The 13,944-nt window shown below is 65.1% G+C and carries 13 protein-coding genes; 4 read left to right on the plus strand and 9 right to left on the minus strand.

Annotation, left to right across the window (positions count from 1 at the left end):
* Window positions 1-88: 88 nt before the first annotated feature.
* From accB to QM470_RS05755, 3 genes are all read right to left on the minus strand, one after another.
* Window positions 89-550 carry an acetyl-CoA carboxylase biotin carboxyl carrier protein gene (gene accB, locus QM470_RS05745; protein ID WP_283338506.1) on the minus strand — a complete coding sequence of 154 codons (462 nt, stop codon included), beginning with the start codon at window positions 548-550 and terminating at the stop codon, window positions 89-91.
* 136 nt (window positions 551-686) lie between these two features.
* Entirely contained in the window at window positions 687-1,244 is a 558-nt protein-coding gene (locus tag QM470_RS05750; protein ID WP_283338507.1) for a TlpA family protein disulfide reductase, read from the minus strand.
* Window positions 1,241-1,843, minus strand: coding sequence for a hypothetical protein (locus tag QM470_RS05755; RefSeq protein WP_066537673.1), 603 nt, complete (start codon window positions 1,841-1,843; stop codon window positions 1,241-1,243). The genes QM470_RS05750 and QM470_RS05755 overlap by 4 nt, the downstream gene beginning before the upstream one ends.
* 255 nt (window positions 1,844-2,098) lie before the next feature.
* Between QM470_RS05755 and mpl the strand changes: the two genes are divergently transcribed.
* Window positions 2,099-3,493 carry a UDP-N-acetylmuramate:L-alanyl-gamma-D-glutamyl-meso-diaminopimelate ligase gene (gene mpl / locus QM470_RS05760; RefSeq protein ID WP_283338508.1) on the plus strand — a complete coding sequence of 465 codons (1,395 nt, stop codon included), beginning with the start codon at window positions 2,099-2,101 and terminating at the stop codon, window positions 3,491-3,493.
* Window positions 3,494-3,581: 88 nt separating this feature from the next.
* Here the strand turns inward: mpl and QM470_RS05765 are convergent, their stop codons facing one another.
* Window positions 3,582-4,136, minus strand: a complete 555-nt coding sequence (locus tag QM470_RS05765) for a shikimate kinase (RefSeq protein ID WP_283338509.1) — start codon at window positions 4,134-4,136, stop codon at window positions 3,582-3,584.
* A gap of 255 nt (window positions 4,137-4,391) precedes the next feature.
* On the opposite strand from QM470_RS05765, the gene QM470_RS05770 reads away from it, so the two are divergent.
* Entirely contained in the window at window positions 4,392-6,707 is a 2,316-nt protein-coding gene (locus tag QM470_RS05770; RefSeq protein ID WP_283338577.1) for a penicillin-binding protein 1A, read from the plus strand.
* Between the two features lie 118 nt (window positions 6,708-6,825).
* Here QM470_RS05770 and cyaY read toward each other — a convergent pair whose 3' ends face one another.
* Window positions 6,826-7,161, minus strand: coding sequence for an iron donor protein CyaY (cyaY, locus tag QM470_RS05775; protein WP_280013344.1), 336 nt, complete (start codon window positions 7,159-7,161; stop codon window positions 6,826-6,828).
* A gap of 12 nt (window positions 7,162-7,173) precedes the next feature.
* Between cyaY and lptM the strand changes: the two genes are divergently transcribed.
* Both lptM and QM470_RS05785 read left to right on the plus strand, forming a co-directional pair.
* Window positions 7,174-7,359 carry an LPS translocon maturation chaperone LptM gene (gene lptM, locus QM470_RS05780; protein ID WP_280013343.1) on the plus strand — a complete coding sequence of 62 codons (186 nt, stop codon included), beginning with the start codon at window positions 7,174-7,176 and terminating at the stop codon, window positions 7,357-7,359.
* Between the two features lie 202 nt (window positions 7,360-7,561).
* The gene (locus tag QM470_RS05785) at window positions 7,562-8,419 is read left to right on the plus strand and encodes an oxygen-binding di-iron domain-containing protein (RefSeq protein ID WP_283338510.1); all 858 of its coding nucleotides are present in this window, start codon (window positions 7,562-7,564) and stop codon (window positions 8,417-8,419) included.
* Window positions 8,420-8,427: 8 nt separating this feature from the next.
* On the opposite strand, the gene msrQ is transcribed toward QM470_RS05785, so the two are convergent.
* The 4 genes from msrQ to QM470_RS05805 all read right to left on the minus strand — a co-directional run bounded on the left by msrQ (window position 8,428) and on the right by QM470_RS05805 (window position 13,821).
* Window positions 8,428-9,081 (minus strand): protein-methionine-sulfoxide reductase heme-binding subunit MsrQ, encoded by a 654-nt coding sequence (msrQ, locus tag QM470_RS05790; protein WP_283338511.1) that lies wholly within the window; start codon window positions 9,079-9,081, stop codon window positions 8,428-8,430.
* Window positions 9,081-10,097 (minus strand): protein-methionine-sulfoxide reductase catalytic subunit MsrP, encoded by a 1,017-nt coding sequence (gene msrP, locus QM470_RS05795; protein ID WP_283338512.1) that lies wholly within the window; start codon window positions 10,095-10,097, stop codon window positions 9,081-9,083. Before msrP ends, msrQ begins: the two co-directional genes overlap by 1 nt.
* 227 nt (window positions 10,098-10,324) lie before the next feature.
* On the minus strand, window positions 10,325-11,668 hold the full coding sequence (gene ccsB, locus QM470_RS05800; protein ID WP_283338513.1) for a c-type cytochrome biogenesis protein CcsB: 1,344 nt from the start codon (window positions 11,666-11,668) through the stop codon (window positions 10,325-10,327).
* A complete protein-coding gene (locus tag QM470_RS05805) occupies window positions 11,665-13,821 on the minus strand; it encodes a cytochrome c biogenesis protein ResB (protein ID WP_283338514.1) in 2,157 nt (718 codons plus the stop codon). The genes ccsB and QM470_RS05805 overlap by 4 nt, the downstream gene beginning before the upstream one ends.
* Window positions 13,822-13,944 lie beyond the last annotated feature (123 nt).

The following is a 13,944-nucleotide window of genomic DNA, read 5'->3' on the forward strand; positions in this document are numbered from 1 at the left end:
GGTCCTCGTTGTTCCTCGCCCTGTCAGGGCGAACCGTGGAATCCGCAGGGCAGCGGCACAGTCCGCTGACCCTGTGGGCCCTGGCAGATCACTCGATCACGAACAGCGGTTGTCCGTATTCCACGGCTTGGCCGTTGTCGGCCAGGATGCGGGTCACGGTGCCGGACTTGTCGGCTTCGATCTCGTTGAGGATCTTCATGGCCTCAATGATGCACAGCGTGTCGCCTTCCTTGACCTGGGCACCGACGTCGACAAACGCCTTGGCGCCTGGGCTGGCAGAACGGTAGAACGTGCCCACCATGGGGGACTTCACTTGATGGCCCACCACAGGTGCGGGCAATTCAGCGACCGCAGCGGCGGCAGCGGGTGCGGCAGCAGCAGGTGCAGCAGCGACGGGAGCGGCTTGCACCGGTGCAGCCACAAACTGCTGCACCACGGCGCCACCGCCCTTGACGATACGGACTTTGCCTTCGGCTTCGGTGATTTCCAGCTCCGACACATTCGATTCGGACACCAGATCAATCAGGGTTTTGAGTTTTCGCAGATCCATGGAAGCTCCAACGGCTAAAACTAAGTAGGGCGCGAATTTACCCTAATTTCGCCCTTCTCCGCACATTGGGCTGCATTTTTAGCGAACGCCAACATGGTAAAGCTTCGCATTTCTGCACTCACTTGCGCCAAATCAGCTATAGGGACTGGGCCCACTGCTGCAGATCGGCGCTGCTTAACTCACCTATTTTACGTTGCTTCACATTTCCTCTTGTATCGAACAAGATAGAGAAAGGTAGCCCCCCTGTGACATTGCCCAGGGTCCGGGTCAGCGTGCTGCCGCCTGCCCCAGCCATGGCCACCGGAAATGCCAGCGGCTGGCGCGCCAGGAATTTCTGCACCGGCGCAGCCTGGTCCACGGCCAGACCCAGCAACTGCACCTGCGGCTGCTCCTGCGCAAAGCGGGACAGCAGCGGCAGCTCCCGCACACAGGGCGGGCACCAGGTGGCCCAGAAATTCACCAGCAAAGGCTTGCCGGCAAACTGCTGCAGCGCCAGCGGAGCGCCTTCCGGCGTTTGCAGCTGCAAGGCCCAGAAGGCCTGCTCCGCCACGGCATTGGGTGAAGGCGCTGCACTGCTGCGCCACCAGGCCCAGCCAGCGCCGGCCACGGCAGCGCCACCCGCCACGCCGGCCACCAGCCAACGGCGACGCCCGGTCTGCACGGTCTCTTGCGGGGTTTGGGGTGCGGCGCTCATGCTGCGGCCTCCGCATCCAGCAGCGCACGCAGCGCGGTCACCTCGCCCCGCGCGGTGCGGCCCTGCCCATCGGGCTTGAGCGCGCCGCGCAGATCGTCGAAGTCGTAGACCATCAGGTGCACCCCGACGGCTTCATTCAGGGGTTTGCAGAAGCTGCTGATGCTCAGGGCATCCACCGTCTCGCCATGGAAGCCCGTGACCTGGGTCACGTCGTACTGCACGTTGTGGTCGATGAGCGCGATTTCGGCCGACTTGGGGTCGTCGCAGAACATCTGGATATAGATGTCCGACAGCCGGGTGGCCGTGCCGCGCCATACCGCTCCGGCCAGATAGGGGCGAAACGGTGCCATCCGCTCCATCCACACCACGGCCAGCTCGCGCAGCGCGCGCAGCTCCTGGGGCTGGGTGTCGGCGCAGAACAGCTCGATATATTCCCGCACCGCGGCTTCGACCCGGTCGTTGTCCGGCAAGGGGGTGCGCTGCGGCAAGCCCAGCTGGCGCACGGCACGGCGCTTGGCAGGGCCCCACTCCAGTCCCTCTTCCACCACCAGGCGGGCAGCGGTCTGGGCGATTTCATCGGCAATGGACGGTACAGACATGGACCCATTGTGGCCCAGTCCGGGATACCCCTGCGCCAACGGCCAGGAGCACCTCGCCTGTGCCATCTGCGCCGCAGCGTCCTTGCCGGCCTCGGCTCTGCCCGGCGCTTTCGCCGCACCCCGCTGCGCGCCACAGCATGCCCGCCTGGGGCGGCTTGCCGAAAAACCCAACCGCTGCAAAATTGGTAGCAACCGCTTGCATTCCATGCTCTGGGACCGCCGCCGCGGCATGGCCGGCCCCGTAGAATTGGGCGCATGCATATTCACATCCTGGGGATTTGCGGCACCTTCATGGGCGGGGTGGCTGCGTTGGCACGCGAGGCGGGCCATAAAGTGACCGGTTGCGACGCGGGCGTGTACCCGCCGATGAGCGACCAGTTGCGTGCCCTGGGCATCGAGCTGATTGAAGGCTACGGCGTGGAGCAACTGGCGCTGAAGCCCGATGTGTTCGTCGTGGGCAACGTCGTCAGCCGCGCACGCCTGGCCGACGGTTCGCCCAAATTCCCGCTGATGGAAGCCATCCTGGATGCCGGCCTGCCCTACACCAGCGGCCCGCAATGGCTGTCCGAGCATGTGCTGCAAGGCCGCCATGTGCTGGCCGTGGCCGGCACGCACGGCAAGACCACCACCACGTCAATGCTGGCCTGGGTCCTGGAATGCGCGGGTCTGACACCCGGCTTTCTGGTCGGCGGCGTGCCGCTGGACTTTGGCGTCAGCGCCCGCCTGGGCCAGTTGGCCGCCGGCCAGGAGCGCCCGCTGTTCGTGATCGAGGCGGATGAATACGACACCGCCTTCTTCGACAAGCGCAGCAAGTTTGTGCACTACCGCCCGCGCACGGCGGTGCTGAACAACCTGGAGTTCGACCACGCCGACATCTTTGACGATCTGGGCGCCATCGAGCGCCAGTTCCACCACCTGGTACGCACCGTGCCGGCCACGGGACGGATTGTGAGCAACGGCCTGGAAGAATCGCTGACACGGGTGCTGAACCAGGGCTGCTGGAGCGAGGTGACGCATTTCGGCAGCGCCGTATCGGAATTCAGCGCCGAAGGCCCGGCCCACGCCTTTGAGGTGCTGCAGCGCGGCCGCCCGGTGGCCCGTGTGGAATGGCAGCTGACCGGCGTGCACAACCAGCTCAATGCGCTGGCAGCCATTGCCGCCGCCGAACATGTGGGCGTGTCGCCCCAGGTGGCAGCCGAAGCCCTGGGGCGCTTTCACAACGTCAAGCGCCGCATGGAACTGCGCGGCACGGTGCAGGGCATTGCCGTCTACGACGACTTTGCCCACCACCCCACGGCCATCCGCACCACGCTGGAAGGCCTGCGCAAACGCCTGGGCCAGAGCCCGCGCATCCTGGCCGTGTTCGAGCCGCGCAGCAACACCATGAAGCTGGGCACTATGAAATCCCAGCTGCCCTGGGCGCTGAAAGAAGCCGATCTGGTGTTCTGCCATACCGCCGGACTGGACTGGGATGTCTCCGGCGCCCTGGCTCCCCTGGGCGAAGCAGCCCGCAGCAGCAACGACCTGCCCACCCTGGTGAACATGATCGTGGAAGCCGCGCAGCCGGGCGACCATATCGTCTGCATGAGCAATGGCGGCTTCGGCGGCATCCACGCCAAGCTGCTGCACGCCCTGGCCCCGGCAGCCTGACCCTCCACCAGACGGGCGAGCTTCTCCTCCCAGCGCTGCGTCCACTGGCCGCAGCGCTTTTTTACGTGTGGCGCCCGCTGGCGCCCATTCAGGGCTGCGCGCGGGCCGGGACAATGCCCGCCATCTCGGCCTGCATGGCCACGCGGTGCAGCAGCTGGTGCGAAGACAGGCGGGCCGAATCGATCACATAGTGCGCGGTCCCGGCATACAGGGCATCCCGCGCCTCGAACAGCTCGCGCAGCCGCTGGGCTGGGTCGTCCACCTGCAGCAAGGGCCGGGTCTTGTCGTTGCGCAGGCGCTGGTACAGCTCTTCGGGCGAGGCCTTCAGATAGAACACATGGCAGTGCTGGTGCAGCACCTGGCGGTTGGCCTCGCGCAGCACCGCGCCACCGCCGGTGGCCAGAATCCGGGCCTGGCCGGTGTCGGCACACAGCTGCGCAATCACCGTCTGCTCCAGATCGCGGAACGCCGCTTCGCCATGGGCCGCAAAGAAGTCGCGCACCGGGCCGCCCGTGCGCGCTTCGATTTCATGGTCAGAGTCGATGAAGGGAATCCCCCAGCGCTTGGACAGATGCCGTCCCACGGTTGATTTTCCCGAGCCGGGCAGGCCGACCAATGCCACGATCTTGCTGTTGGATTCCATCTCTTCCTAGCTTCCTAGCGTTCAAGCACCACCTCAGCGCCAGACGCCATTTTCCGTCAAGCTGCGCAGCGCCATGCACACGTGGCCTGACGCGATGCCGTTTCCAAGGTCGGGCAACTGCCACAACCTGTTTCAGCCTGGCTTAAAGCACGCTTCCTATAATGCCTACCCACTTCTGCGTGGAGCGACATGCCTACTTCCTCTCCGAACAACGAGAAGACCACCTCCAACGCCTCCCCCAAGTCCCCACGAAAAATGCACTGGCTTCCCAAGTCGCTGCTGTGGCTCTTGGGCGTGATGGCAGCGGGCTTCGTGGCCATTCTGCTGACTGTTGCCGTGGCTCTGGCCATGGCCTACCCCAACCTGCCAGACGTTTCCGAACTGGCCGACTACCGGCCCAAGCTGCCCCTGCGCGTCTACTCGACCGAAGGTGCCTTGCTGGGTGAATTTGGCGAAGAGCGGCGCACACTCACGCCCATCGCCGACATCCCCAAGGTGATGGTCGACGCCGTGCTGGCGATTGAAGACACCCGCTTCTTCGAGCACGGTGGTGTGGACTACAAGGGCATGCTGCGTGCGGCCCTGGCCAACCTTGGCCGGGTCAAGAGCCAGGGTGCTTCCACCATCACCATGCAGGTGGCGCGCAATGTGTACCTCTCTTCCGAGAAGACCTACACCCGCAAGATCTACGAAATCCTGCTGACCTTCAAGCTGGAACATCTGCTCTCCAAGGAACAGATCCTGGAGATCTACATGAACCAGATCTACCTGGGCAACCGCGCCTACGGTTTTGCTGCCGCCAGCGAAGCCTATTTCGGCAAGCCGCTGAAGGACATCACCGTGGCCGAAGCGGCCATGCTGGCAGGTCTGCCCAAGGCACCATCGGCCTACAACCCGATCAGCAACCCCAAGCGCGCCCATATCCGCCAGCAGTACATCATCGACCGCATGCAGGACAACGGCTTCATCACGGCACAGCAGGCCGAGCAGGCCCGCGCCGAGCCGCTGCAGCTGAAGAATTCGAGTGCCGCCAATACCCGCGTGCACGCCGAATACGTGGCCGAAATGGTGCGCCAGCTGGTGTTTGCCCAGTATGGCAATGACGCCTACACGCGCGGCCTGAACGTCTACACCACGCTGAATGCCGGTGAACAGGAAGCCGCGTACAACGCGCTGCGCCAGGGCCTGATGGACTATGAGCGCCGCCAGCGCTACCGAGGTCCGGAGAAGTTTGTCGCCCTGCCAGCCGACGCACAGGCCCAGGAAGATGTGATCGACGACGCCCTGGCATCGCACCCGGACAACGGCGACCTGCTGGCCGCCGTGGTGCTGGAAGCCTCGGCCCGCAAGATCGTGGCCCAGCGCCCGGATGGCGAGAAGCTGCAGATCACCGGCGACGGCCTCAAGCCCGTGCAATCCGGCCTGAGCGACAAGGCGCCGCCCAACATCAAGCTGCGCCCCGGCGCCGTGATCCGCGTGGCCAAGACCAAGGCCGGCTGGGAAGCCACCCAACTGCCCGAAGTGGAAGGCGCGTTCGTGGCGCTGACCCCGCAGACCGGCGCCATCCGCGCCCTGGTGGGTGGTTTTGACTTCGACAAGAACAAGTTCAACCACGTCACCCAGGCCTGGCGCCAGCCGGGTTCCAGCTTCAAGCCGTTCATCTATTCGGCCGCGCTGGAAAAGGGCTTCACGCCCGCCACCATGATCAACGATGCCCCGCTGTTCTTCAGCGCCGGTGTCACCGGTGGCCAGCCCTGGGAGCCCAAGAACTACGACGGCCGCTACGACGGCCCCATGACCATGCGCACGGGCTTGAACAAGTCCAAGAACATGATCTCCATCCGTCTGCTGCAGGCCGTCGGTCCCAAGCAGGGCCAGGAGTGGATCACCCGCTTCGGGTTTGATGCCGCCAAGCACCCGGCCTACCTGACCATGGCCCTGGGCGCCGGCTCGGTGACGCCGATGCAGGTCGCCGCCGCCTACGCCGTGTTTGCCAATGGCGGACACCGCGTCAATCCCTGGCTGATCGCCAAGATCACGGATTACAAGGGCCGCGTGCTGTCGGAATACACCCCGCCTCCGCTGGAACAACTGCCCCAGGCCATCGAGCCGCGCAACGCCTTCATCATGAGCAGCCTGCTGCAGGATGTGGCCCGCGTGGGCACGGCAGCCAAGGCCCAGGCCACGCTCAAGCGCCCGGACCTGTATGGCAAGACCGGCACCACCAACGATGCCATGGATGCCTGGTTCGCCGGCTACCAGCCCACGCTGGCAGCCGCCACCTGGATCGGCTACGACACCCCGCGCAACCTGGGTTCCCGCGAAACCGGCGGCGGCCTGAGCCTGCCGGTGTGGATCAACTTCATGCAGCACGCGCTCAAGGGCGTTCCCGTGGCCGAAATGCCCGTGCCGCCTGGCGTGGTCAATGTCGGCGGTGAATGGTTCTACGAGGAATACGCGCGCAACGCCGGCGTCAGCAGCCTGGGCATGGACGATGCTGCCGCGGAAGGCGCCACCGCCGCGCCGCCTCCCGAGGAACGCAGCCGCATCCTGGATCTGTTCCGCAACTGATCGGGCCGATCGGACCCCAGGCACAAAAAAACCGCATGCACCACGCATGCGGTTTTTTTATGTCCCACGTACCCTGGGCACCAGGCCCGGGCACTGCACCGAGGTCCCGGTGCCGCGGTCAGCCCTGGGCGGTGAATGACAGCGCCAGCCCCGACTGCTCGGAGGCGTAGGTGCTCAGACGTTCAAAGAACTCACCCGCCCCCTTGGTGTCCTGCCACTGCCCACCATCCAGGCGAAAATGGAAGCCGCCGGCCTTGGCCGCCAACCACACTTCGTGCAGTGGCTTTTGCAGATTGATGATGATCTGGCTGCGGTTGGGGAACACCAATGTCACCATGCCGCCCACGCGCTGGGCGTCGACATCGGCATCGGAGGTGTCGTTGATGCGGTCGGCAGACTGCTCGACCGCCAGCAACAGCTGTTCCGCACGGTCCAAGAATTCAAGGTCGGTCATTACAATTCGCACATGTTGAGAGCTTCCCAAATTCTAATCAGGACTTTTGTCCTTGCCGCCAGTACGGCAGCCCTGTGGGGCTGCGGCCAGCGTGGCCCGCTGTATCTGCCGACCGATCCGGCCGCCGCACAGCGTGCCACCCTGCCCGAAACCCTGAATCCGATGGCAGACACCCCAGCCAAGCCTGCCGGCCAATGATGCCTGGCGGCGGGGAGAGCGCCAACGCCTCCCGGCAATATCGCCAGAAGTCATTCCGAACGACATCTGGGCGCTGATGGCGATGCCAGTCCCCCTGGCATCCCCAGAATTGGTGGTACGGGTTCGCTGTTGAGGCACATCAACCGGCACGCCAGGGGCGCGGCATACATTGCCCTCCCCTGTTCCTGACCGGAGTTTCCCCATGGCTGTCGAGCTCTACCGCGATCCCCAGCATGTCTGCCTGATGTTCACCGACCTGGTGGAAGAAGACGGCCAGGCCGTGCAGTCCAACCAGTTCCTGGTGATCGACCATGGTGTGGGCGCGCTCATCGACCCGGGTGGCAATCTGGCGTTTCACGGGCTGTTTGCCAGCATGGCGCCCCACTTCCCGCCGCCGCGGCTGTCGTACCTGCTGGCCTCGCATGCCGACCCGGACATCATCGCCTCGCTGGACCAGTGGCTGACCAGCACCCGTGCCATGCTGGTCATCTCGCGCATCTGGGAGCGCTTTGCCCCGCATTTCACCAAGGTGGGACAGACCCAGGACCGCATCATTGCCGTGCCGGACGAAGGCGCCCGTCTGCCGCTGGGCCGCAGCACGCTGTGGCTGGTGCCTGCGCATTTTCTGCATGCAGAGGGCAATTTCCACTTCTACGACCCGGTCAGCCGCATCCTGTTCACCGGGGATCTGGGCGCCTCCATGGTCTCGGGCACACAGGCCAGCCAGCCGGTGCGCGAACTGGCCCCGCATCTGCCCCACATGGAAGCCTTTCACCGCCGCTACATGGTGTCCAACAAGATTCTGCGCCTGTGGACCGCCATGGCCCGCCAGCTGGACGTGGACATGCTGGTGCCGCAGCACGGTGCCCCCATCCAGGGCGCCCAGGCGATTGCGGACTTCTATGCGTGGCTGGACGGCCTGGCCTGCGGCATTGACCTGATGGATGCCAGCGCCTACCAGCTGCCGCGCGACCGCATCGATCTGACGACCCGCCGCACCATGCCCCCAACCCCTGCGCCAGCGCCTTCGCTGGTCCGCGGCGACCAGACCACGCCCTGAGCGCCCGGCTATCGGGCTGCCGGCTTGCGCCGTGCCCACACCCGCCAGCCCAGCAGCACCGCCAGCAAACCGCCATACACCGCCACTTCCGCCGTGTCGTTCTTGCCGGTCCGCATCCAGTAAAAATGCAGCAAGGCCAGCAGCCCCGCGCCATACACGATGCGGTGCACACGCTGCCAGCGCACGCCCCCCAGCCAGCGCAGCACCGCACGCGGCGATGTCAGCGCCAGCACCAGCAACAGCACGAAGGTGAGCATGCCCACCAGAATGAAAGGTCGCTCCAGCACATCCGCCACGATGTCACCCCACACCCAGCCCTGGTCCAGCCAGGCGTAGCACGCCAGGTGCAACACTGCGTAGAAAAAGGCGAACAGCCCCAGGAGGCGGCGCAGGCGCGCCAGGGCATTCAGACGCAGCCACTGCCGCAGCGGCGTGACCGCCAGGGCCAGCCACAGCGCGCGCAAGGCCCAGTCGCCGGTGCCGCGGATCAGCGCCTCCGCCGGGTTGGCGCCCAGACTGTCGGCCAGCACGCCCCACACCAGCCAGGCCAGCGGCAGCAGCCACAGCACCCACACCACCGGCTTGGCCGCGCGCGACAGCAGCGCCCGCTGCAGCGCAACGTGCCAGCCCGCCTCGCCCCCGGACACTGCGGTGCGTGCCATCAGAAATTGCTTTTCAGGTCCATGCCGGCGTACAGGCCAGCCACCTGGTCGCCATAGCCGTTGAACAGCAGGGTCTTGCGCTTGGGCGCCAGCAAGCCGCCGTCCCCGATGCGCCGTTCGGTGGCCTGGCTCCAGCGCGGATGCGGCACCTCGGGGTTCACATTGGAATAGAAGCCGTATTCGTTGCGCGCAGCCTTGTTCCAGGCCGTGGCAGGCATGGCCTCCACAAAGCGGATCTTGACAATGCTCTTGGCGCTTTTGAAACCGTATTTCCACGGCACCACCAACCGCACCGGCGCGCCGTTCTGCTTGGGCAGCACTTCACCGTACATGCCAAAGGCCAGCAGCGTCAGCGGGTGCAGTGCCTCGTCCAGACGCAGGCCTTCGGTATAGGGCCAATCCAGCACGCGCGAACGCAGGCCGCGCATGTGCTCGGCATCGGCCAGCGTGACGAACTGCACATACCGGGCACTGCCCAGCGGCTCCACCTTGCGGATCAGCGCCGCCAGCGAGTAGCCCACCCAGGGGATGACCATGCTCCAGCCTTCCACGCAGCGCAGGCGGTAGATGCGCTCCTCCATGGGGCTGAGCTTGAGCAGGTCCTCCAGCGCCCAGGTGCCCGGCTTGTGCACCAGCCCTTCCACCTGCACGCTCCACGGACGGATGGGCAGCGCATCGGCATAGCGGGCCGGGTCGTCCTTGCCGGTCCCGAATTCATAGAAGTTGTTGTAGCTGCTGGCGTCCCGGTAGGACGTGATCTTCTCCATGGTCGCCGCGCCTGCCACCGACGATGTGGCGCCCGGCAAGGCCGCCAGCTTGCCTCCGCCCGGGCTGGCCGCCGCCAGGGCATCGCGCCCGGCCCAGCCGGCCAGGGCAGCGCCGGCCGCACCGCTGGCGGCCCACTGCAGCCAGGCACGGCGCTGGGCATAGACGGCCGGCGCCGTGATCTCGCTGGCCGCAGGCGCAGGGAAAGCGGAAGAAACAGGGAAAGCCGTGCGTGTGCGGGAGGTATTCATGGTCGCGCTCCGGAAACTGCGCAGAGGTGCAGCGTCAGGGTGAGATCATGCACCCGCATGCCAGTTCCCTGAAGCCCCGTGCAGCGCGCTGCCGCGCGCCCCATGCAAAGCGGAGTGCCAGGTTCGCTGACCGTGGGTTTTCCAGACTGTCTCTAGTCTGAAATCCGCCGCGTCCGCGCACCAGGCACTCCGCATTTTTTTGCAGCGGGGCCTCCACGGCCCACGACTTACAGTTCGCCGTAGCTGTGCAAGCCGCTCAGGAACATGTTCACCCCCAGGAAGGCAAAGGTGGTGACGGCCAGGCCCACCAGGGCCCACCAGGCCGACACCGTGCCGCGCAGGCCCTTCATCAGGCGCATGTGCAGCCAGGCCGCGTAGTTCAGCCACACGATCAGCGCCCAGGTCTCCTTGGGGTCCCAACTCCAGTAGCCGCCCCAGGCCTCGGCCGCCCACAGCGCGCCCAGCACCGTGGCAATGGTGAAGAAGGCAAAGCCCACGGCAATGGACTTGTACATCACATCGTCCAGGATCTCGAAGGCCGGCAGGCGTGCGGCAATGGGCTTGCGGGCCGCCAGGATGGCGCCCACGATCAGTGCCGAGATGCCGAAATAGACCAGCCAGTAGCTGCTGCCCGTGGCCTGGCTCTGGCGGAAGGCCAGCGGCTCGAAGCACAGGGCCACACCCAGCAGCCACAGCGGTGCCAGCTTGTACCACTTGGTTTCCTCGGCCTGCTGCTTGATCAGGTAGGCGAACGAGACCATGGCGGCCAGCGCGAACGTGCCGTAGCCGATGAAGTTGGCCGGCACGTGCAGCTTCATCCACCAGCTCTTGAGGGCCGGCACCAGCGGCTGGATTTCATGCGCCTCGCGCACCACGGTGTACCAGAGCAGAAAGCCCACGGCCGCACTGACCACCAGCATCACAAAGCCGCCCAGGGCGCGGGTGTTGTACTGCTGCTCGTAGTACAGATAGAACACCGTGGTCATCCAGATGAACATCACGAACACTTCGTACAGATTGCTCACCGGGATGTGGCCGATGTCCGGACCCAGCAGATAGCTTTCGTACCAGCGCACCATGGTGCCCACCAGGGCCATGGTCACCGCCACCCAGGCAATGCGCGAGCCCAGCATGCCCATGGTGTCGCGCTCGCCCTTGGCGAACAGGCCGATCCAGTAGAACACCGTGGCGATGAAGCACAGCACGCACATCCACAGGATCGCGGACTGGCTGGAGAGGAAGTATTTGAGACCGAACACAGCATCTGCACGGTCGATGTGCGCCGCCCCGTCGGCGCCCTGGTAGAGCCAGATCCCCAGCATTGCCAGCGCGGCCACCACCACCATCAGCTTTTGCAGCGGACGCCAGAACCAGCCCAGCCAAACGGCACAGGGAATGGTGCCGATCAGGATCGCCTTTTCATAGACGTCCATGAATGCGCCATAGCGCTGGAAGGCAAACAGCCCGCCAGCCAAGGCCAGCACGGCAAAAACCCAGTCCATCCAGTTGCGCTTGGCCAGAAAGCCTTCGTTCAATGAGATGGTCGTGGTCGTGGGGGTTGCGGTATTCATACTGATCGCTCCGTAGCGTTTGCAGTGGCAGCGGGTGCTGCTATTAATTTCTCAGCCAGTTGGGCGAACTCGCGGTCGGTGTCCATGGTCTTGCGGTTCGTCGACAGGGCCATCGTGGCCTGGCTGCCCTGGCCTGCCGGCGCCACCCACACCCACAGGCGACGGTCGCGCACATAGAGCATGGCAAAAACGCCCAGAATCAGGAAGAAGCAGCCCAGGTAGACAACGTTCTTTCCGGGGGCCCGTGCCACCTGGAACACGCTGGCCTGCACCTGCTTGAAGTCTTCCAGCATGAAGGCCATGGGCGCCGGGTAGAACTGTGCATCGCTGAGCGAGAACACCGCCTGCGTCATGAAGGACAGCGTCTGCTCGCCCGGCTCCAGCGGCTTGAGGCCGGCTTTTTCGCGCGACAGCTGCGCCAGGTCAAACAACACGCCGTTCAGGATACGGATCAGCACCTCGCTGGCGCGGTCGCGTTCGGACTCGGGCACGCTGGCTTCCATGAACTGCGAGATGGCCTGCAGGCCGCCATTGGGCTTGCCGTCCGCTGCGGGCGTACCGGCAAACAGGGTCACTGCACGCAGGGCCGACTGGGCCAGCGCATCGCGCAGGTCCGCACGGTCCGTCGCCACTGCCTGGCGGGCATAGCGCTGCACCGCCTCCTTCAGCATGGCCGGGTCTTGCAGGGCGGCGCGCAGGCGCATGAACCCGTCCATGCTGCCCTGGTCATCGGCCGGCACCCGCAGGAAGCGGAACGGCTCGGCCGGCGTCTCCCGCACGCCCAGCAGGAACACCGGCACGCCTTCGCCCATGTCCACAGGCAGCATGTAGTTCTGGTATTCACGGGCCTGGCCCGAGGCATCGCGCAGCTTGTAGCCGATGCTGGGGCCCACGTTGCGCAGCTCCTTTTCGGTGGCCGTCTTGTGGCCAGCGCCCAGGCGCGACTCGATGGAACTGCGCAAATCCACCTTGCGCACATCCACGGCGGCGTCGCCGGCCTTCTTGCGGGCCGCGAAATTCTCCACATTGATGGTGCGCAGCTCGGTGAACTCCAGCGCCATCTGCTTGGCCGCGCCCACCTGCTCCAGCTGGGTGCTGCTGCCGATGATGCCTTCCACGCCAAAAGGCTTGGAGCCGGCCACAAACGGCACGCTGCGCAGCTTCACGCTGGAGCCGCCATCGTCAAAACTGGACTGGTAGATCTCGATGCCCTTGTAGCTGGCCGGGTGATTCACCTCGATGCGCTTTTCCAGCTGTTCGCCCGTTTCCCGGTCGTGGATGACCACCTCGCTGGCAAACAGCTTGGGCATGCCGGTGGAGTAGTACTCCACGATGAATTTCTTGAGCTCCACCGCAAACGGCAGCTCCTGCAGCAACACGCCATCCGACTGGCTCAGGATGGCGGTGCCGGCCTGCGTGCCTTCGGCCACCATCAGGTTGCCGCGGAAGGTGGGGTTGTTCAGCGACAGGCGGTGCTGGGCGGGCACATCGGAAATGCGGCCCGCGCCGGTGTAGGGCGTCTTGCCGCCAAACCACATCTGGGCACGCACCACCATGTCGCCATCCAGCAGACCGCCCAGGCAGATCAGCACGATGGCACTGTGCGCCGCGATGTAACCGATCTTGTTGGCTGCTCCGGCCTTGGCCGCCAGCATGTAACCCTTGCCATCGGCGGTGTCCCGCTCCTGCAGTTTCACCTTCCAGCCGCCGCGCGCCAGCATGCCGCCAATGCGCTGGGCAGCCGCATCGGCCGATTCGGTCAGCGAGTTCTGCGCCTTGTGGTGAAAGGCCTGCAGGCTTTTCTCGCGGATGTTTTCCTTGTAGTTGCGCAGGTCGGCCAGGTACTTGGGCACATGGCGCATCAGGCACAGCGTGGTGCTGGTCACCAGAAACGCCAGAATCAGCAGAAACCACCAGGCGCTGTAGACCGCATTGAGCTTGATGGCCAGAAACAACTCGGCCCAGAACGGGCCGAACTGGTTGACGTAGTTGACCAGCGGCTCGTGCTGCTTGAGCACGGTGCCGATCACCGAGGCAATACAAATAATGGTCAGCAGCGCAATGGCAAAGCGCATCGATGCCAACAACTCCATGAACGACCGCAGGACATGCGAGCGTTGGTCGGAGCGGGCGCTGGGAGAGGATTCAGACATGGGGAGCACACAACACGGCGCGTAAGCAAAACAGGCGGGGCCATCCCTTGTGTGGATGGACCCGCCTGTTTGGGTTTATTTTTGGGCGGCTAGTTCCCTGCATGCACGACACCTTGGTGTGCC

Source organism: Comamonas sp. 17RB (genome assembly GCF_030056555.1).
In the GTDB taxonomy this organism is placed as follows: Bacteria; Pseudomonadota; Gammaproteobacteria; order Burkholderiales; family Burkholderiaceae_C; genus Comamonas; species Comamonas terrigena.